We start from the raw sequence: 18,541 nt of genomic DNA on the forward strand, positions 1-18,541 counted from the left end.
CCTTCCATCCTGCCCCAGAAACGCAGGAAAGCCAGAAACGCAAAAAGCCCGCACCGTTGCCGGTGCGGGCTTTCCAAAGAACCTTGGGGGAAGTGAGTTACTTCTTGCCGCCGAAGCCCTTGAAGCGAGCGTTGAAGCGCTCGACGCGGCCTGCAGAGTCCATGATGCGCTGCTTGCCCGTGTAGAACGGGTGGGACTCGGAAGAGATTTCGACGTCGATGACCGGGTAGGTGTTGCCGTCTTCCCACTCGATGGTCTTCTTGGAAGACACGGTGGACTTGGTCAGGAACTTGACGCCGGAAGCCAGGTCGTTGAAAACAACAGCTTCGTACTTCGGGTGGGTATTGGACTTCATAATTGGACCTTTGTTCGTACAACTGGATTTTGCCAGTTGCCAGGTATGAATGGGATGGCCAGCGTCTGCATCTGGAGACGCAGGGCAGCCAGCTATCAATAATAGCGGATACGGCAGGTCGTCGCGAACCCGTCCCCTCTATCTTGCCGGCCTACAGCCGCGGCCTGAGCTCCCAGAACGCCACGGCGGAGGCGGAGGCCACGTTGAGGGAGTCGACGCCGGCCCGCATGGGAATCCTGACGGCAAGGTCGACGGCGGCGAGTGTCGCTGCGCTCATACCGGCACCTTCGGTGCCCAGCACCAGGGCAAGCCGGTCCGGGTTGCGTTCGGCGAGCTCATTGATGTTCACGGCATCGGGGGTAAGTTCCAGTGCGGCGACGGTGAACCCCTTCTCCCGGAGCAGTGCGAGGTCCCCCGGCCAACTTTCCAGCCGCGTCCAGGGCACCTGGAAGACGGTTCCCATGCTGACCCGGACGCTCCTGCGGTAGAGCGGATCGCCGCAGCGCGGCGAAATCAACACGGCGTCGACGTCCAGCGCTGCAGCCGACCGGAAAATGGCGCCCACGTTGGTGTGGTCCACGATGTCCTCCAGGACGGCCACCCTGCGTGCGTCCGCGAGCAGTTCCGGGAGCGGAACCGGAGCCGGCCGCTGCATGGCTGCCATCGCCCCGCGGTGAAGGTGAAAACCGGTGATCTCCTCCAACAGGGCGGCAGATCCGATGAAGGCCGGAACGTCCGGGTATTCGCCGAGGACGTCCTGCAGGTCATCAAGCCACTTCTCGGCCAGGAAAAAGGAGCGCGGACTGTGGCCCGCAGCCAGCGCACGGCGGAGGACGCGCGAGGATTCGGCGATGTACATGCCCTCGGCCGGTTCACGGAGTTTCCGCAGGTGCACATCCGTCAGCTGCGTGTAGTCGGAGACGCGGGGGTCCCCGGCGGATTCAAGGTAGTGGATTGTCACCGGCTGATTATTTCAGCAGATTTGCGACCATAAAGCCCAGTGCCACCAGGCCGAGGGCAAAGATCACGGCCCGCAGCACAGTTGGCGAGAGCCGCCGGCCCACTTTGGAGCCGAGGAGCCCGCCAATAGTGGAGCTCACGGCGATCAGGAGCACCACCAGCCAGTTGATCCGGTCAAAGGCGAACAGCAGGTAGGACACGGCAGCGACCAGGTTCACGCCCAGGACCAGGATGTTCTTCATGGCGTTGGCGTTCTGGATGGTTCCGGTCAGGAACACCCCCAGGATCCCGACCAGCAGGATTCCCTGCGCTGCCACGAAATAGCCACCGTAGACGCCCGCGAGATAGACCAGCACCACCAGGAGGATTCCATGGCGCTTGTCCCGGATGGCGTGCTCGGGATTCTCCTCGCGGTTGCGCACCCAGGACTGCAGCCGCGGCTGGAACACCACCATCAGCAGGGCCAGGACCAGCAGGACCGGGGCCACGTAGTGGAAGACCACCTCCGGCAGGTGAAGAAGCAGCCAGGCGCCGGAGATACCACCCAACAGCGACGCCGGGAGGAGCCTGAGCAGCTGCCTCCCCCTGCCCTTGAGTTCACGGCGATATCCCCACGCCCCTGCCGCGGTCCCCGCCACCAGGCCCATGGCGTTGCTCATGGATGCCACCACAGGGGTGACCCCCAGGGCGATCAGCACCGGAAAGGTAACCAGCGTGCCGGAGCCGACAACGGCATTGATGGTGCCGGCCCAGAGGCCGGCAAAGAACACAAAAATACTGCTGAGAAGATCCACCCCGGGTAATGCTGCCGACTAGCGGCGTGCAGTGGCGGTGTACCGGCCGGCGTTGACGGTTACGTCAAGGTCCAGGCCGAAGGTCTCGCTCAGGTATCCGTCCGTCAGCACCTCCGCAATTGGCCCCGACGCCACAACATTGGCGTCGCGGAGCAGCATGGCGTGGGTAAACCCCGGCGGCACTTCTTCGAGGTGGTGTGTGACCAGGACAATGGCAGGCGCGGATTCGTCGCGGGCCAGATCACTGAGGCGGTGCACCAGGTCCTCGCGGCCGCCCAGATCCAGGCCGGCGGCCGGCTCGTCGAGCAGCAGGAGCTCAGGATCGGTCATCAGTGCCCGGGCGATCTGCACGCGCTTGCGCTCACCTTCTGAGAGGGAGGCGAACGGACGGTTGAGCAGCGGCCCCATGCCCCACTCATTCAGCAGGGCGAAGGCCCGGCGCTCGTCGCCCCTCTCATAGCCCTCCCGCCAGCGTCCGGTCACGCCGTAGGCGGCAGTGACCACCACGTTGAGGACCTTCTCATGCTCCGGGATCTGGTTGGCCAGGGCGGCAGAGGAGAGGCCGATGCGGGGGCGGAGTTCAAAGACGTCCACGGCGCCGAGGATTTCTTCCAGAATGCCGGCCATGCCGCTGGTGGGGTGCATCCGGGCGGCAGCGATCTGGAGGAGTGTGGTCTTGCCGGCGCCGTTGGGGCCCAGGATGACCCAGCGCTCGCCCTCCTTGACCTGCCAGTCCACCTTGTTCAGGAGCGTTTTGGCTCCACGGACAACGCTGACGGCGGCCAATTCAAGAACATCACTCATAGGAGTAGACACTAGGACAAAACGGGGGCCGACTGATAACTGATACAGGGGATACGTACCTGGAGCTGCACGGCTGCTGACCGCGGCGCAATGAATTCGGGCCGCACTCCCCCGCTGGCTAAGATTGCAGCCATGACTTCGAACGTGACTGCGGTCAGCTATGGCCTCAAACTGACCCCTGCGGAGCTGGAGCAGCTGCGTTCCCTCCTGACCCGGAACGGTGCAACCCTCGAGGCGGAATCCCGGACCGGGGACAGCCGCTATGAGGTTCACACCGCGGAGCTGGCTATGGCTGACACCACGGCGGCCGGGATTGCCGCCCTTCGCCGTGCGGTGGCAGAGGCCGAGGCTGACGGGCCGGAGACCGCGATTGTGCCCGCAGGGCTGCGCGCGGCTCCCCGCAAGCTCCTGATCATGGATGTTGATTCAACGCTCATTCAGCAGGAAGTCATTGAACTCCTGGCGGCGTACGCGGGCAAACGGGAGGAAGTGGCCGCCGTTACGGAAGCCGCCATGCGCGGTGAACTGGATTTCGCCCAGAGCCTGCACGCCCGGGTGCTTGTGCTCGCCGGCCTCCCCGCCACCGTCGTCGACGCCGTGCGGGCGGAAGTGAGGCTCAGTGAGGGCGCCGCTGAACTGGTGGCCGCATTCAAGGCAGCCGGACACGTGGTGGGCGTCGTTTCCGGCGGGTTCAACCAGATCCTGCAGCCGATCGCGGAAGACCTGGGCCTGGACTACTGGATTGCCAACGAGCTGGAAATTGTGGACGGCGCCCTCACCGGCAAAGTCCTGGGCGCTGTCATCGACCGCGCCGCCAAGGAAAAGTACCTGCGCAAGTGGGCTGCGGGCGAGGGTATCCCGATGGAACACACCATCGCAGTAGGCGACGGCGCCAATGACCTTGACATGCTGGGGGCAGCCGGGATCGGCGTGGCCTTCAATGCCAAACCGGCAGTCCGTGCCGTTGCCGATTCCGTCGTCAACATGCCGTACCTTGACGCCGTGCGGCACATCGCAGGAGTCTGATTTCACGTCGGCCGGAAGGTGGCATTTCGCGGCAATGTTCTGTAAGAACACTGCCACGAAATGCCATCTCGCCTGGGTGGGGTTTAGTTGGCGCTCTTACCGAAGTAGTCGGCACCGCCGGCGTACTCCGTGTGGCCTGACTCGACGTCGGCAGTGGCCATGCCGGCTACCACTTCAGCGAACTCTTCAACGGAGTAGAGCTTGCCTGCTTCGGCCCGGCGTGCCTCGATGGCGCCCGGGCTGGAACGGTCCAGGAGGGTCGCCGTCACGGTTCCTTCGATCATGTCACCCGACACAACCACCAGGGAGATACCCTTCTCCGCCAGGTTCGGCAGGAGTTCACGGAGTGCGTCTTCGCCGGCGCGCTTGCTGCGGGCAACGGGCTCGTACTCCGGCATGGTGGGAACGGAGTTGATGAAGTGGGCCTGGTGGCTGGTCACGAAGACCACGCGGGAGCCTTCCTTCATCAAGGGCACGGCGGCGTTGAGCATGTTGACCTGCGCATCCCGGTTGAGCTTGAGGGCGTAGTCGTCTTCCATGCCCGACTCCATGCCGCCCGAGGCGTTGAGCACCAGGACGTCCAGCGAACCGAAATTTTCCATGGCCGCGCTGGCAAGCGCCTGCACGCCTTCCTGGGTGGTGAGATCCGCGCCCACCGCAGTGGCGCGTCCGCCGGCGGCTTCGATCCCGGCCACCACTTTGTTGGCGCGGGGCGCCTTCTGGCGGTAGTTGACGACGACGGCGGCACCCTCGCCGGCGAGGATCTTGGCCACTTCGGCGCCGATTCCCCGCGAGGATCCGGTCACGATGGCAGTCTTGTTGTCCAGCAGTCCCATAGGTACTTCCTTTGTTCGAAACGTCTAAGTGCGTCTAGGCCTGCAGTCCATCATGCCAGCGCGGCCGGCTAATCCGCTTGTTTGACCCCCACAAAGAAAGCCCCGGGCGACTAGTTTGCCTGTCGGCAGCCGCGGCCCTGGGGAGGCTCCTGCGGAGCGGGCTTCGACGGCGTAGGCTGCCGGCATGAGGACCGTCCCTTGACCGGCGCGCAGGCCAGGCCGTCCACGCCCGAGGAACTCTTTCGGGATTCACCGGCCGGGATGGAGCTCTACCGTGCAGCGCACAGCCTGATCACCACCACTGTCGCCGCGAGCGTCCGCACCACCACAAGCCAAGTGGCGTTCCGTCGCCGGAGAGGCTTCGCCTACGTGTGGAATCCCCGCCGGAACCTCAAGACTGACGTTCCGGCAGTCCTCTCCATCGCGCTGCCCCGGCGGATCGATTCGCCCAGGTTCAAGGAAATCGTTCACCCGTCTGCCAATGTCTGGATGCACCATCTGGAACTGCGAACCGCGGCCGAGCTCGACGCCGAGGTGGCCGAATGGCTCACGGAGGCGTACGAGGCGGCGGCGTGACGGTTTAGGTCTACAGGCTGCTAGTGACCCATGCCCAATCCGCCGTCCACGGGGATAACGGCCCCGGAGATGTACGCTGCTTCGTCGCTGGAAATCCAGCGGACCACATTTGCCACCTCGGAGGCGTCAGCAAAGCGGCCGGCAGGGACCTTGGACAGGTAATCCTTCTGGGTTGCCTCCGACAGTTCAGCCGTCATGTCCGTGTTGATGAAACCGGGAGCCACAACGTTGGCCGTGATCCCGCGCGATCCCAGTTCACGGGTCAGCGAGCGGGCGATGCCCACCAGTCCGGCCTTCGACGCCGAATAGTTGATCTGGCCGGGGGCTCCGTAAAGTCCGGAGACCGAGGAGATCAGGACTACGCGGCCCTTCCGGAGACGGATCATGCCCTTGGACGCCCGCTTGATGACGCGGAACGCCCCGGTGAGGTTGGTGTCGATCACTGAGGTGAAGTCATCCTCGCTCATCCGCATCAGGAGGGTGTCCTTGGTGATCCCTGCATTTGCCACCAGGACCTCCACCGGACCGTGGGCAGCTTCCACCTCGGCGAACGCCGCATCAACGGAAGATTCGTCCGTCACATCGGCCTTGACGCCAAGGATTCCGTCGGGCAGCTGCGACTCGCTCCGGTACGTCACGGCAACCTTGTCGCCGTTGGCCAGGAACGCCTCGGCGATGGCCAGCCCGATGCCTCGGTTGCCTCCCGTGATCAGGACGCTGCGGGCCGCGGTAACTGCTTCAGACATTAAACGCTCCGGGATTCTGCGGCACGCTGCGCCGCTGTAGGAAGGGGTGGATTTTGCTGCCTCCGATCTTAGCCTCCGTTTGGGCGCCACTGCTGATGGTGAGAGAATTGAGGCAAGCCTTTGGAGCGTGATCAATCAGCCGTGACCCTTGAAAACCATGCCGGACAGCCCGTGTCCGGAGATCCTGAACGGTTCTCCGGCGATTCGGGGGTCCACTCCATTACGGACGCCGCGGCAGCCCATTCCGAGGACATGCGCCAGCGCATGATCAAGTACGCGCTGGCCATGGGGATCCGCATGGTATGCCTCATCCTCATTTTTGTGGTGGACGGCTGGTTCAAGATCGTTATGGTTGCCGGCGCGGTATTCCTGCCGTGGATCGCAGTGGTGATCGCCAATGGCAGCGACAAGGCGGAAATCCACAGTGATTCGCTGCTGGACTCGGCGCCGCTCGCCGAACTGGAGGGCCCTGAGTGGGCCCCCGCCGAGGACAGTTCCACCTCTGCAGTCCTGCAGGGCGAACTCATCGATGATGACGACGAACCCAACCACGGACAGGAACGGCGCGCTTCATGAACATTTTCGACCTGGCTGCGGGGGCGGACGGTCCCGGGCCGGCAGCAGTTGCCACGTGTTCCCGGAAAGCCTGCCGCTCGGAGGCCTCCTGGCAGCTCCTCTGGAATAACCCCAAGATCCATACGCCCGAGCGGCGCAAGATCTGGCTCGCCTGCACCGACCACCGCGACTGGCTTGAGGACTATCTCCAGACGCGCGGACTCTGGAAGGAAACCGTGGAGCTGGTGACCGGGGCCGGGTCAGCTCCCTCGGGGCAGGACCGCTGAATGTATCGTTTCCTTTTCTCCAGCAAATGGCTGGGCTATCTCCTGCTGGCCGCCATCTTCGCCACGGCCTGCGTCTTCCTGGGACGATGGCAGATGGACCGCAGGGCAGAGACCCTCGCCGAAATCAACCGCGTGGTATCCAACTACTCCGCCGCCCCCATCCCCTTTGCCGAGGCCAGGGACGAGTTCGCCCAGCTGGATCCCGAGAAGGAATGGACCCAGGTTGAGCTCAAGGGCCGCTACGATGTCACAGGCCAAAGGATCGTCCGGAACCGTCCCCTGAACGGACAGCCCGGCTATGAAGTGGTAGTGCCATTCAAACTGGACTCCGGCGAGACGGTGGTGATCGACCGGGGCTGGCTGCCCATCGGCAACAACAACCCCGGCAGTCCCGACTCGGTACCCGAGCCACCTTCCGGAGAAGTGACCGCCATCGTCCGGCTCAAACCCGGTGAGCCGCAGCTGCAGCGCGGCGCTCCCGACGGACAGCTGGCGTCCATTGACCTTCCCGCCTACTCGGACGAGCTCGGCTACCCGCTGCTGACCGGCGCCTACGGCCAGCTCGCCTCGGAGACACCCGCCGCCGCTGACATGCCGTTCCCCTTTCCCATGCCCTCCACCGAGGAAGGGACGCACCTGTCCTATTCGCTGCAGTGGTTCGCCTTCGGCGTCCTGATGTTCGTGGGCTTCGGGTACGCGGCGCGCCAGCAGGCCCGCAACGCCGCCATCGACGCCGAGGACGCGCTGGAGGCCGAAGAAGCCGGACTGGAACCGATGCATTCAACCGCCGCCGCGCCACGCCGTCGTACTCCTGCTCCTCGAAGGAGCGGAAAGCCTACCGCCGAGGAAGAGGAAGATGCCATCCTGGACGCCCAGGGGTACTGAAGTTCGCGCCGTGAGTTGCGTCCGCTTCGCAACGTGCGTGATTTCCCGCGTGCTGGCTCGTTCCTCGCCTTTGACGCACGCTACATAAATCACCCACGCTGCTTCGCTGGTGCGTTGGAGCACAGGTGTCGCCAGCGGAGCGGCCATCACCACGGAACTCAAGGTGGGCTGGCCCGGGGTAACCAGACTGAACGGCCTAAGCCAACGTAATCAGGTCCAGGTAGTCCTCGTTCCAGAGGTCTTCGACACCGTCGGGCAGGAGGACGACGCGCTCCGGGTTGAGTGCCTCGACAGCGCCCTCATCGTGGCTGACCAGGACGACGGCGCCGCTGTAGTTGCGGAGTGCGCCAAGGATTTCGGCGCGGCTTGCAGGGTCCAGGTTGTTGGTGGGCTCATCGAGCAGGAGCACGTTGGCGCTGGAGGCCACGATCGTGGCCAGTGCGAGGCGGGTCTTCTCGCCGCCGGAGAGGACGCCGGCCGGCTTGTCGACGTCGTCACCGGAGAACAGGAACGAGCCGAGGATGCCACGGACCTCGGCGTCCTGCATGTCCGGTGCCGACGAGCGCATGTTTTCCAGGACAGTCCGGCTGACATCGAGGGTTTCGTGTTCCTGGGCGTAGTAGCCCACCTTGAGCCCGTGGCCCGGAATGACGTCCCCGGTGTCAGGTTTGTCGACGCCGGCCAACATGCGCAGCAGCGTGGTCTTGCCTGCACCGTTCAGGCCCAGGATCACCACCTTGGAACCGCGGTCGATGGCCAGATCGACGTCGGTGAAGATTTCCAAGGACCCGTAGGACTTGCTGAGGCCCTCGGCGGTGAGTGGGGTCTTGCCGCACGGTGACGGGTCGGGGAAGCGCAGGGCGGCCACGCGGTCGTTCTCGCGTACCGCTTCCAGCCCGCTGAGCAGGCGTTCGGCACGCTTGGCCATGTTCTGCGCTGCGACAGCCTTGGTGGCCTTGGCGCGCATCTTATTGGCCTGGTCGAAAAGGACCTGGGCCTTTTTCTCGGCGTTGGCGCGTTCACGCTTGCGGGCGCGCTCGTCGGTTTCGCGCTGGGTGAGGTAGCGCTTCCAGTCCATGTTGTAGAAGTCGATCTGGGCACGGTTTGCATCCAGCAGGAAGACCTTGTTCACGGTGGCTTCCAGGAGTTCGGTGTCGTGGCTGATGACGATGAGCCCGCCCTGGTGGTTCTTGAGGAAGTCGCGCAGCCACGCTATGGAGTCGGCATCAAGGTGGTTGGTGGGCTCATCAAGGAGCATGGTCTCGGCGTCGGAGTAAAGGATCCGGGCCAGTTCTACACGTCGGCGCTGGCCGCCGGAGAGGGTCTTGAGCGGCTGGTTCAGGATGCGGTCCGGCAGCGCCAGGTTGGAGCAGATGGCAGCGGCCTCTGCCTCAGCCGCGTAACCGCCGGCCGCCAGGAACTCGGATTCCAGCCGGTCGTAGCGGTTCATCGCCTTGCGCTGGACATCGGCGTCCTCGCTGGCCATTTCATCGTGCGCCACGCGCAGCTTGCCGACGGCGATGTCCAGACCCCTGGCCGCAAGGATGCGGTCGCGGGCAAGCTGTTCCATGTCCGGCGTGCGGGGATCCTGCGGAAGGTAGCCGATCTCTCCGGTGCGGGTCACTTTGCCCGCAGCCGGCAGTCCTTCGCCGGCGAGCACCCGGGTCAAGGTTGTTTTGCCTGCACCGTTCCGGCCTACCAGGCCGATCTTGTCTCCCTTGTCGATGCGGAAGCTCACCTGGTCCATAAGGAGCCGGGCGCCGGCGCGCAGTTCAAGATCCTGGACAGTAATCACAGCAGGTAAGGCCTTTCACAACAGGGAACGCCGCAGCTCAACGGATGACGTCCGGAAGGATGCGTCTGGAAGAAGCTGGGCAGAGTGGCCGGAGAACGGCCTATACAAGTCTACCGGCAGCAACTTCCCTGCATAACCGCGGCGATAACCCTCCGGTCGCGCGAGCCCTCACACGCAGTCCGAGGCCACGGCCTGTCTTTTTGTTCCATGCCATCAGCACCAGGTCGTGCGTTTAGTAGGGCACCTACAAAACGCCGTCAATGCCAGCCCGGTAACGTCAGGATTACCCCATAATCACTTGTACTAACCCGACAGGATCTCCCATGAGCCAGACTGACACTGCCGTCAACGGCACGGCCTCCCCTGAACGCCGCCGCTGGAACGCCACGGACCTGGGCCTGATCGCCGTGTTCGCCGCGATGGTGGCCGGCTCCGCGCTCGTGGCAGCCATCCATGTCGGCGGCCTCGGTGTCCCCATCACCCTCCAGACCCTCGCCGTGATGCTCACCGGGCTGGCCCTCGGTCCGGGCCGGGCCTTCGCCGCCGTGGGGCTGTACACCCTGCTGGGGCTGGCGGGGCTCCCCATTTTCAGTGGCGGACGCAGCGGGCTGGGCATCCTTGCAAGCCCCTCGGCCGGCTACATCATCGCCTTTCCCCTTGCCGCCGCGGGCGTTGGCTGGCTCGCGGCCATCGTTGTCCGGCGCACTCTGAAAAACCGCGGCGTATTCCTTTTCGCGGCGGCCATGGTCACGAGCATCGTCGTCGTCCACGCCCTCGGCGTGCTGGGCATGATGGTCAACGCGAAGCTGGACCTTTCCAAGGCATTCCTGGCCGACCTCGCCTACTACCCCGGCGACATCATCAAGAACGTTCTGGCAGTCACAGTGGCCCTGGCCCTGCATAAGGCGTTCCCGGACCTGCTCGTCCGCCGCGTCCGGCCACTCGCGCAGGAAGCCACCGCCTCGCAGTGAGCACCATTTCCCTCAGCAACGTGGGAGTCCGGGTGGCCGTGGACGGTCGCCCGGATCCCAAGGTGCTGCTTCAGGACATCACGCTGAACCTGACGGAGCGGCGCATCGGCGTGGTGGGCGCCAACGGCTCCGGCAAGTCCACCCTTCTCCGCCTGATAAACGGGCTCGTACCGCCCAGCTCAGGGACCGTTACGGTCAACGGTTCGGACACCGTCCGGAAGGTGCGCGCCGTCCGGCAGCAAGTGGGATTCGTCTTCACCGATCCCCTCTCCCAGCTGGTCATGCCCACAGGCCGGGAGGACGTTGAACTGTCCCTGCGGCGCTCCGTCCGGAATGGAGCCGAACGCCGGGAAAAGGCGGACTCGGCGCTGGGCCGCTTCGGCCTGCTCCCCTTGGCGGACCAGAGCATCTACGAGCTCTCCGGCGGGGAACGCCAGCTTATGGCGCTCGCAGCCGTACTGGCTGTGAATCCCTCCGTTCTGGTGCTGGACGAACCCTCAACACTGCTGGACCTGCGAAACCGTGAACTGCTGCGGCGCACGCTGTCCGGCCTGGAACAGCAGATCGTTATGTCCACCCATGACCTCGACCTGGCATTGGACATGGACCGGGTGCTGGTGATTGAGGCAGGGCGGGTGGTCTTCGACGGCCGCCCGGCGGACGCCGTGGACGCGTACCGGTCACTGTGCGCCACAGGCCTGGCGGCGCCGTGAAGGGCCACGGCTTCCTGCTCGCCAACTACGTCCCGGGCACGTCCTTGCTCCACCGTGCCCCGCTCTGGCTGAAGTTCCTGGTGGTGGTGGGCTGCGGGATGGCGTCTTTTCTCATCGTCGACTGGATGGTATCCGCCGCGGTGCTTGCAGTGATGAGCGGGCTGTTCCTTTTGACGGGCGCCGGGCCAGGCAGGCTCCTCGGCGCCATCCGGCCGCTGGCTTTGGTACTGCTGGTCATCGGGCTGTTCCAATGGTGGCAACTGGGTGCAGCCACCGGGACCCGGATCGTCCTGAACATCCTGATCTGTGTGGTGGCGGCGTCCCTGTTGACTGCAACCACCCCATTGCAGCGCCTGCTGGACGGCGTGGTGTCCCTCGCTGCGCCGTTCCGCCGGTTCGGTGCCGATCCGGAGCGCTTTGCCCTGACCATTGCCGTCATGCTGCGGAGCATCCCCTATATAGCCGGTTCCTTTGCAGACGTCCGCGACTCCGCCCGCGCCCGTGGCCTGGAACGCAACCCCCGCGCCTTGGTACTCCCCGTCTTTATCACCACCGTGGCGTTCGCGCGCCAGACCGGTGAGGCCCTGGCGGCCCGCGGCCTCGGCGAGGCCGGCGACTGACGGGAGGTCCGCCCCGCCGCAACGGATCAGGTGCCGGCGATCCTTTCGTACTGCAGCAGCGCGGCGGTTCCCATGCCGCCGGCGATGCTGATCATGGCAAGCGCCAGGCAGCCGTGCGCCCCTGACCGCCGCGCCTGGGCCAGCAGCCGCGTTACAAGCACGGCACCGGACGCGCCGTACGCATGGCCCAAGGCCAGAGCGCCGCCGTCGGCGTTTACCCGGAACGGGTCAATGCCCAGATGATCCAGGCAGGCCAAAGCCTGGGACGCGAAGGCCTCGTTAAACTCCACCAGGCCGATGCCGGCAGCGGTGATGTTCCTGGCCCCCAGCAGCCTTTCAGCGGCAACCGCCGCCCCGATTCCCAGCAGCCCTGGTTCCACGCCGGCAGTGTCAGTGGCCAGCACCAGGAGCCCGTCCTCGGCTCCGAGTTCGCGGGCGCGCTCCAAGGAAGTAATCACGACGGCGGATGCGGCGTCCGCGTCAAAGCATGAGTTCCCCGCGGTGACAGTCCCGGAATCAACAAAGGCCGCCGGGAATCTCTGAAGAACGCCCGCCGTCAGACGCGGGCGTGGGCCGTCGTCCGACTGGACGGTTCCCGCCGAAGTCTCCAGCGGGACGATCTCGTCAGTAAAGAAACCCGCCGCGACTGCCGCCACCGCCCGCTGATGACTTCGCAAGGCAAAAGAGTCCTGGCTCTCCCTGCTGACTGCAAACCGGGAGGCCACGTTCTCCGCAGCCACGCCCATGTCCGGGTCGCCAAAGCCGCGCGGCACGAACTGTGCCCGGTCAAAGAACTCCGGGCCGCCGTCGTCGTTACGGTGGGCCCGCAACGGGGCGGTGCTGATGCTCTCCACTCCCCCGGCGAGATAGACGGGATTTCCACCGGCCGCCACCATCCTGGAGGCCAGGACGATAGCGTCCAGCCCCGAACCGCACTGCCGGTCGACCGTGACGCCCGGAACGCTGACCGGAAGTCCGGCCTCCAGCAGGGCAAGACGGGCAACGTTGCCGCCGCCGCCCACGGCGTTGCCGATCACCACGTCCGTGACGGCTTCCTGCGGGACCAGGCTGTCGGAAAGGAGCTGCGCCAGGACCGGGGCCAGCAGTTCGTGCGCGCGCAGCTCCCTCAGGGCACCGTTCGACCGGCATACCGCGGTCCGCCGCGCCGCGATGATTACGGGCTGCCGGTCGGCAGGAAGGGCGTCAGCCGGGAGGTTATTGGCCAAGGTGCCGCGCCCTGTGGTCATGGGAACTGATCCAGTCGAGGAGGATGTTCCGGCTGACTTTGCCACGGTCGGTGGTGGGGAGCTCGGCCAGGGCGAAGTACTGAAGCGGCCGCTTGTCGCGCGGCAGGATGTTTTCGAGGCCGGCCTTGAGCTGGGTGGCCGTGATCCCGCCGTGCGAGGCAACAACCCCTGCGACCACGCGCTGGCCCCTGATGTCGTCAGGGATCCCGGCGGCCACGGCGGCGGCAACGCCCGGAACGGACGCCAACGCCAGTTCCACCTCGTGGGGATAAACGTTCTTACCCGAGGTCAGGATCATGTCCGCGCGCCGGCCCAGGATGTGCAGCTGCCCATTGGCCAGGTAGCCTTGGTCCCCCACGGTGAACCAGCCGTCGAAGGAACGGAGGGCCTCGCCGTCGTCACCCCAAAGGTAACCGTTGCTGACCATCCCGCTGCGGACGCAGATGTTGCCCGGTTCGCCGTCGGGCAGGGAGGCGCCGCTGTCGCTCAGGATCCGGACCTCCACGCCGGGGAATGGGCGTCCGATCCCGGTTCCGCCGGCATCCAGCAGTTCTCCCGCAGGCAGCCCCGCGCCGGAAACAAAGCTGAGCTCGGACGCGCCGTAATATTCGAAAATCGTGGCATTCGGAGCCCAGCGCCGGGCCGCCTCCAAGGTACGCGCATCCAGTTTGGAACCGGCACAGATGATGGTCCGCACACCGGAGGCATCCACACTGCCGGTGAGCCCGCGCTCGCTGAGCAGCCGCAGCATGGTGGGCACCAGCACCAGCCGGGTCACGCGGTCGTGGCTGATCGCGGCGTGGACATCGCCGACGTCGAAACTCTCAAGCGTCTGGAACTCGGAACCGGCGTACAGGCACTCCGCGAGGGCATAGAGGTTCAGGCTGGCAGCGAGTGGACCGGGAGCAAGGGTGACGTCATCCTGCCGGAGGCCGAAGAATTCAATCGAGGCGTCAAAGGACTCCTGCCAGGACCGCCGTGACCGGGTGAAAGCCTTCGGCACCGACGTGGTGCCGGACGTGAGACCGATCAGGAACGTCGATTCCGGCGACCCGTCCGCCAGGGCATCCTCGGCTGATACCGCAGCAGGAAGCACCGACGCCTCCAGTCGCAGGAGAATCTCGCTGTGTAGCTGGGCAGGCCAGGAGGGGTCCAGGACGGCACACTGGCGCCCGCCTGCCACCGCGGCGGCGAACCTGACAGCGAAGTCTACGGAGTTGGCTTCGGCAAGGACTGTGACACCCGCTGAGCTGGCGACGGCCGCCGTCGCTGAGTCGCGGAGTTCGGCCCAGCCCAGGCGACGGCCGGCAACTACGACGGCGGTATCCTGGGGCCGTTCTTCGGCCCAGCGCTGGATCTTGTTGAGAAAAGGCATCGCACCAACTTTACCGGCCGGACACCGGTTCGGCCCCGCCCGAAAAGGCTATTGTGACTCTATGAGCTTCAATGACGATGTCCAGCTGGACCCGTCCCAGGTGCAGGACCGGCGCGGCATGGGCCGGGGCGCAAAGATAGGCGGGGGCATCGGGGGCGGGCTGATCCTGCTCATAGCGGCGCTGCTGGGCGTCAACCCGCAGTTGCTGGAAGGCCTGGCAGGCGCGGGACAGGACCCGCAGAACCAGGGAACGGCACCGGCGTGCAGCACGGGAGCCGACGCCGACGCCCGCCTGGACTGCCGGATCACCGGCACAGTGAACAGCCTCAACGCCTTCTGGCCCGCATATCTCCAGGAATACAACGTGCAGTATCCTCAGCCGGAGACCGTGATTTTCAGCCAGGCCACCAACACAGGCTGCGGCGCGGCCACCAGCGAGGTAGGCCCGTTCTACTGCCCGGCCGACACCACGGCCTACTTTGACCCCGGCTTCTTCCAGGAACTCGTGGACCGGTTCGGGTCCTCGGGCGGCCCGCTCGCGCAGGAATACGTGGTGGCTCACGAATTCGGCCACCACATCCAGAACGTGCTGGGAACGTTGGACCGGGCGCAGCAGGATCCGCAGGGCCCTGAGTCCGGCGCCGTCCGGGTTGAACTCCAGGCCGACTGCTACGCAGGACTCTGGGCCCGCCACGCCACCACCCAGCAGGACCCCAACACCGGCCGGCCGTTCCTGGAACCGCTGACCGACCAGGACCTCAGCGACGCCCTCTCCGCGGCGTCCGCGGTGGGCGATGACCGGATCCAGCAAGCAGCGACCGGCCGCGTCACACCTGAAGCCTGGACTCACGGTTCCAGCGAACAGCGCCAGAAGTGGTTCTACCAGGGCTACCAGACCGGCGACATTAACGAGTGCGACACCTTCGCGGTGGCCACCCCTTAACCCATCGGTTGCTCCACAAGTGCCCTTTTGACGCTCGAAAAGGGCGCTGACGGAGCAATCGATTGAAGCACGACGACGGCGGGTCACCTTCTCAAGAGAAGGTGACCCGCCGTCGTCGTACTTGGGTGGATTTCAGATGTTGAAGCCGAGGGCCCGCATCTGGTCCTTGCCGTCGTCGGTGATCCGCTCCGGACCCCACGGCGGCATCCATACCCAGTTCAGGCGCCAGTCGTCCACGACGCCGTCCAGTGCCTGGCCCACCTGCTCCTCGATGACATCGGTGAGCGGGCAGGCGGCGGTGGTGAGTGTCATGTCGATCAGCAGGGCGCCGTCGTCGTCGGAGTACTTCAGGCCGTAGAGCAGCCCCAGGTCAACGATGTTCACCCCGAGCTCGGGGTCGATGACGTCTTTGAGCGCCTCTTCGACATCCTCGAGGCCCGTGCGGGCCGCTTTGATTTCGGTCATGGCAAGTCCCTACTAGGCCTGTGCTGCTGCCGTGGCGGCGGCGATGGTGGCTGCACCGGCGCCGGTGGCGTAGCGGTCATAGCCTTCTTCTTCGAGGCGGTCAGCCAGTTCCGGGCCGCCCTCTTCAACAACCTGGCCGTCAACAAACACGTGCACGAAGTCAGGCTTGATGTAGCGCAGGATGCGCGTGTAGTGGGTGATGAGCAGCGTGCCCATGTTGCCCTCCGCGTGGGCGCGGTTAACGCCCTCGGAGACCACCTTGAGCGCGTCAACGTCCAGGCCGGAGTCCGTCTCGTCCAGGATGGCAAACTTGGGCTTGAAGAGCTCCAGCTGGAGGATCTCCACGCGCTTCTTCTCGCCGCCGGAGAAGCCTTCGTTGACGTTGCGCTGGGCGAAGTCGGCGTCGATGCGCAGCTTCTGCATGGCGTCCTTGACTTCCTTGGTCCACGTGCGCAGCTTGGGTGCCTCGCCATCAATGGCGGTCTTGGCGGTGCGCAGGAAGTTGGTCATGCTGACACCCGGGACCTCCACGGGGTACTGCATGGCCAGGAACAGGCCAGCCCGGGCCCGTTCGTCAACGCTCATGTCCAGGACGTTCTCGCCGTCCAGGGTGATGGTGCCGCTGGTGACCTTGTAGCGCGGGTGTCCGGCGATGGTGGATGCCAGGGTGGACTTGCCTGAGCCATTGGGCCCCATGATGGCGTGCGTCTGGCCGGTCTTGATGGTCAGGCTGACGCCCTTCAGGATCTCCTTGGTGCCCTGCTCGGTGTCAATGCTGACGTGCAGGTCCTTGATCTCAAGAGTAGACATATGTCTTGTTCTCCTTTGCGCCGTGCCTTCCGGCAGCGGTGCGGTCTTTGTCTGGAAGTTTGGTTCTGTTGCTGTTTGGACGTTTGTCCGGCTGTCGCCGGCGATGCTGCTAGCTGAAGGTCGGGGCTTCCGCGCCGTTGACTACGTTGGTGAAATCCACATAGACCTCGTCTCCACGGATGTCGACGGCGAACACCGGGACGGGATCGTAGGCCGGCAACTGGAGCGGTTCACCGGTCCGCAGGTCGAACTGCGAGCCGTGGCCCCAGCATTCGATCATGCAGCCTTCCACTTCGCCCTCGGACAGTGAGATGTCCGCGTGCGAGCAGGTGTCGCCGATGGCGTGGATCTCGCCCATGGAATCCTTGACGATCGCTACGGGGTAGTCGTCGATCAGGACCCGCAGTGCCTGCTTGAGCTGGATCTCATCCGACTTGCAGACGAATTCGCCCTTTGGCTGGTCAGTCATCTCTGATATCCCCGCGCGGTCTAGTTGTTCGTCACGGCGAGTTCGCGCTCAACAGCGTCGGTCAGCCGTTCTTCGAGGGCCGGAATCCTGATGTGCTGGATGATCTCGTGGAGGAAGCCACGGACCACCAGGCGGCGGGCAACATCCTCAGGAATGCCGCGTGCCATCAGATAGAACAGGTGCTCGTCGTCCAGGCGGCCGGTGGCGCTGGCGTGGCCGGCGCCCTTGATCAGGCCGGTTTCGATTTCCAGGTTGGGAACCGAGTCGGCGCGGGCACCGTCCGTGAGCAGCAGGTTGCGGTTGGCCTCGTAGCTGTCGGTGCCTTCGGCTTCCTTGCGGATCAGTACATCGCCAACCCACACCGCGTGGGCATTGCGCCCCTGCAGAGCACCCTTGTAGAGCACGTTGGAGGTGCAGTTCGCCACAGCGTGGTCAACGAACAGCCGCTGTTCCAGGTGCTGGCCGGCGTCGGCGAAGTACAGGCCAAACATTTCAGCCTGGCCGCCCGCAGCCGTGAAGCGCGCCGAGGGGGTCACGCGGACGAGGTCGCCGCCGAGGCTGACCACAACGTGCTTGAGTTTCGCGTCGCGGCCGATCTTTGCCTGCTGGGAAGAGGCGTGAACGGCGTCGTCGTTCCATTCCTGGAGCGAGACGACCGTAAGGTCCGCGCCGTCTTCAACCACGATTTCGATGTTCTCCGATACGACTGCCGAGCCCTGGTGATCCAGGACCACAACGGACTTGGAGAACTTTTCCGCCACGATCACCAAGTGCTGGGCGGCCGCTTCGGTGGCCTGGCCTGTGATGAGCACGCTGATCTCTGTGTCCGCCTCGAATTCGGTCGGAACGGTGATAACGGTGGCTTCGCTGAAGTTCTCCCAGGCATTCGCGGACACGCGGTCCTCCGGGATGCCAGCGGAACCGATGCGCTTGTCGCCGCGTGCAACCGTCTCCACCGTGACGCGGTCCGGTCCGCTGACGGTGACGGTGGGAGCCGCCCCCGTGAGGACTTCGCTGTGGAGCCCGCGAAGCCGTTTGAGCGGTGTGAACCGCCAGTCCTCTTCGAGGCCCGTAAGCGGCTTGAAGTCGGCCAGCTTGTAGGAGGTCAGGCGGCCGGCGCGTGAACTGTCCGGGATGCCAACGCCGCCGCCATGCGAATGGCTTTTGACGGCTTCGCCGGCAAGGGGAGCCTTCGAACCGGCCGCGTTGATCGGTGACAGGCTCTCGCCCTCCTCGGTGAAGCCGTTGATGAACGGCTGGGCTGAGGGCGCGCCGATGCGCGCCTTTTCGGTAGTGATTTCAGTCATCG

At 65.1% G+C, this 18,541-nt stretch carries 22 protein-coding genes; 9 read left to right on the top strand and 13 right to left on the bottom strand.

Features of this window, described 5'->3' with window-relative positions:
* Window positions 1-97 precede the first annotated feature (97 nt).
* From QFZ30_RS08850 to QFZ30_RS08865, 4 genes are all read right to left on the bottom strand, one after another.
* Window positions 98-355, bottom strand: a complete 258-nt coding sequence (locus QFZ30_RS08850; RefSeq protein WP_011691973.1) for a type B 50S ribosomal protein L31 — start codon at window positions 353-355, stop codon at window positions 98-100.
* A gap of 151 nt (window positions 356-506) precedes the next feature.
* Window positions 507-1,316, bottom strand: a complete 810-nt coding sequence (locus QFZ30_RS08855) for a TrmH family RNA methyltransferase (RefSeq protein ID WP_307075362.1) — start codon at window positions 1,314-1,316, stop codon at window positions 507-509.
* A 7-nt stretch (window positions 1,317-1,323) separates the two neighbouring features.
* The gene (locus QFZ30_RS08860) at window positions 1,324-2,109 is read right to left on the bottom strand and encodes a sulfite exporter TauE/SafE family protein (RefSeq protein ID WP_307075363.1); all 786 of its coding nucleotides are present in this window, start codon (window positions 2,107-2,109) and stop codon (window positions 1,324-1,326) included.
* Window positions 2,110-2,127: 18 nt separating this feature from the next.
* On the bottom strand, window positions 2,128-2,913 hold the full coding sequence (locus QFZ30_RS08865; protein WP_307075365.1) for an ABC transporter ATP-binding protein: 786 nt from the start codon (window positions 2,911-2,913) through the stop codon (window positions 2,128-2,130).
* Between the two features lie 132 nt (window positions 2,914-3,045).
* Between QFZ30_RS08865 and serB the strand changes: the two genes are divergently transcribed.
* Window positions 3,046-3,939 carry a phosphoserine phosphatase SerB gene (gene serB, locus QFZ30_RS08870; protein WP_307075367.1) on the top strand — a complete coding sequence of 298 codons (894 nt, stop codon included), beginning with the start codon at window positions 3,046-3,048 and terminating at the stop codon, window positions 3,937-3,939.
* An 83-nt stretch (window positions 3,940-4,022) separates the two neighbouring features.
* Here serB and QFZ30_RS08875 read toward each other — a convergent pair whose 3' ends face one another.
* Complete coding sequence (locus tag QFZ30_RS08875) at window positions 4,023-4,775, bottom strand: SDR family oxidoreductase (RefSeq protein ID WP_307075369.1); 753 nt, start codon at window positions 4,773-4,775, stop codon at window positions 4,023-4,025.
* A gap of 198 nt (window positions 4,776-4,973) precedes the next feature.
* Here QFZ30_RS08875 and QFZ30_RS08880 point away from each other — a divergent pair, with 198 nt between their 5' ends.
* Complete coding sequence (locus QFZ30_RS08880) at window positions 4,974-5,351, top strand: DUF5655 domain-containing protein (protein WP_307075371.1); 378 nt, start codon at window positions 4,974-4,976, stop codon at window positions 5,349-5,351.
* Between the two features lie 20 nt (window positions 5,352-5,371).
* Here QFZ30_RS08880 and fabG read toward each other — a convergent pair whose 3' ends face one another.
* Complete coding sequence (gene fabG / locus QFZ30_RS08885) at window positions 5,372-6,097, bottom strand: 3-oxoacyl-ACP reductase FabG (RefSeq protein ID WP_307075373.1); 726 nt, start codon at window positions 6,095-6,097, stop codon at window positions 5,372-5,374.
* A gap of 141 nt (window positions 6,098-6,238) precedes the next feature.
* On the opposite strand from fabG, the gene QFZ30_RS08890 reads away from it, so the two are divergent.
* Genes QFZ30_RS08890 through QFZ30_RS08900 form a run of 3 tightly spaced genes read left to right on the top strand, consistent with a single transcriptional unit; the run spans window position 6,239 to window position 7,824 of the window.
* The gene (locus tag QFZ30_RS08890) at window positions 6,239-6,673 is read left to right on the top strand and encodes a DUF3099 domain-containing protein (RefSeq protein ID WP_307075375.1); all 435 of its coding nucleotides are present in this window, start codon (window positions 6,239-6,241) and stop codon (window positions 6,671-6,673) included.
* On the top strand, window positions 6,670-6,939 hold the full coding sequence (locus QFZ30_RS08895) for a hypothetical protein (protein ID WP_307075378.1): 270 nt from the start codon (window positions 6,670-6,672) through the stop codon (window positions 6,937-6,939). The genes QFZ30_RS08890 and QFZ30_RS08895 overlap by 4 nt, the downstream gene beginning before the upstream one ends.
* Window positions 6,940-7,824, top strand: coding sequence for an SURF1 family cytochrome oxidase biogenesis protein (locus tag QFZ30_RS08900; protein ID WP_307075379.1), 885 nt, complete (start codon window positions 6,940-6,942; stop codon window positions 7,822-7,824).
* 196 nt (window positions 7,825-8,020) lie between these two features.
* Here QFZ30_RS08900 and QFZ30_RS08905 read toward each other — a convergent pair whose 3' ends face one another.
* Window positions 8,021-9,619 (bottom strand): ABC-F family ATP-binding cassette domain-containing protein, encoded by a 1,599-nt coding sequence (locus QFZ30_RS08905; RefSeq protein ID WP_307075381.1) that lies wholly within the window; start codon window positions 9,617-9,619, stop codon window positions 8,021-8,023.
* A 323-nt stretch (window positions 9,620-9,942) separates the two neighbouring features.
* Here QFZ30_RS08905 and QFZ30_RS08910 point away from each other — a divergent pair, with 323 nt between their 5' ends.
* From QFZ30_RS08910 to QFZ30_RS08920, 3 genes are read left to right on the top strand one after another with little or no spacing between them, the layout of a single operon-like run.
* Complete coding sequence (locus QFZ30_RS08910) at window positions 9,943-10,590, top strand: biotin transporter BioY (RefSeq protein WP_307075383.1); 648 nt, start codon at window positions 9,943-9,945, stop codon at window positions 10,588-10,590.
* Window positions 10,587-11,303, top strand: coding sequence for an energy-coupling factor ABC transporter ATP-binding protein (locus QFZ30_RS08915; protein ID WP_307075385.1), 717 nt, complete (start codon window positions 10,587-10,589; stop codon window positions 11,301-11,303). Before QFZ30_RS08910 ends, QFZ30_RS08915 begins: the two co-directional genes overlap by 4 nt.
* Window positions 11,300-11,923, top strand: a complete 624-nt coding sequence (locus tag QFZ30_RS08920; protein ID WP_307075387.1) for an energy-coupling factor transporter transmembrane component T family protein — start codon at window positions 11,300-11,302, stop codon at window positions 11,921-11,923. The genes QFZ30_RS08915 and QFZ30_RS08920 overlap by 4 nt, the downstream gene beginning before the upstream one ends.
* 26 nt (window positions 11,924-11,949) lie before the next feature.
* Here QFZ30_RS08920 and QFZ30_RS08925 read toward each other — a convergent pair whose 3' ends face one another.
* Both QFZ30_RS08925 and QFZ30_RS08930 read right to left on the bottom strand, forming a co-directional pair.
* Complete coding sequence (locus tag QFZ30_RS08925) at window positions 11,950-13,170, bottom strand: thiolase family protein (RefSeq protein ID WP_307075388.1); 1,221 nt, start codon at window positions 13,168-13,170, stop codon at window positions 11,950-11,952.
* Window positions 13,139-14,545 (bottom strand): class I adenylate-forming enzyme family protein, encoded by a 1,407-nt coding sequence (locus QFZ30_RS08930; protein ID WP_307075390.1) that lies wholly within the window; start codon window positions 14,543-14,545, stop codon window positions 13,139-13,141. The genes QFZ30_RS08925 and QFZ30_RS08930 overlap by 32 nt, the downstream gene beginning before the upstream one ends.
* A 61-nt stretch (window positions 14,546-14,606) precedes the next feature.
* On the opposite strand from QFZ30_RS08930, the gene ypfJ reads away from it, so the two are divergent.
* A complete protein-coding gene (gene ypfJ, locus QFZ30_RS08935; RefSeq protein ID WP_307075392.1) occupies window positions 14,607-15,488 on the top strand; it encodes a KPN_02809 family neutral zinc metallopeptidase in 882 nt (293 codons plus the stop codon).
* Window positions 15,489-15,620: 132 nt separating this feature from the next.
* Here ypfJ and QFZ30_RS08940 read toward each other — a convergent pair whose 3' ends face one another.
* The 4 genes from QFZ30_RS08940 to sufD all read right to left on the bottom strand — a co-directional run bounded on the left by QFZ30_RS08940 (window position 15,621) and on the right by sufD (window position 18,539).
* Entirely contained in the window at window positions 15,621-15,953 is a 333-nt protein-coding gene (locus QFZ30_RS08940; RefSeq protein ID WP_307075394.1) for a metal-sulfur cluster assembly factor, read from the bottom strand.
* Between the two features lie 12 nt (window positions 15,954-15,965).
* Window positions 15,966-16,763, bottom strand: a complete 798-nt coding sequence (gene sufC / locus QFZ30_RS08945) for a Fe-S cluster assembly ATPase SufC (protein ID WP_307075396.1) — start codon at window positions 16,761-16,763, stop codon at window positions 15,966-15,968.
* Window positions 16,764-16,872: 109 nt separating this feature from the next.
* A complete protein-coding gene (locus QFZ30_RS08950; RefSeq protein ID WP_307075398.1) occupies window positions 16,873-17,232 on the bottom strand; it encodes a non-heme iron oxygenase ferredoxin subunit in 360 nt (119 codons plus the stop codon).
* 20 nt (window positions 17,233-17,252) lie between these two features.
* Window positions 17,253-18,539 (bottom strand): Fe-S cluster assembly protein SufD, encoded by a 1,287-nt coding sequence (gene sufD / locus QFZ30_RS08955; protein WP_307075400.1) that lies wholly within the window; start codon window positions 18,537-18,539, stop codon window positions 17,253-17,255.
* Between the last annotated feature and the right edge of the window lie 2 nt (window positions 18,540-18,541).

Source organism: Arthrobacter pascens, from assembly GCF_030815585.1.
Taxonomy (GTDB): domain Bacteria; phylum Actinomycetota; class Actinomycetes; order Actinomycetales; family Micrococcaceae; genus Arthrobacter; species Arthrobacter pascens_A.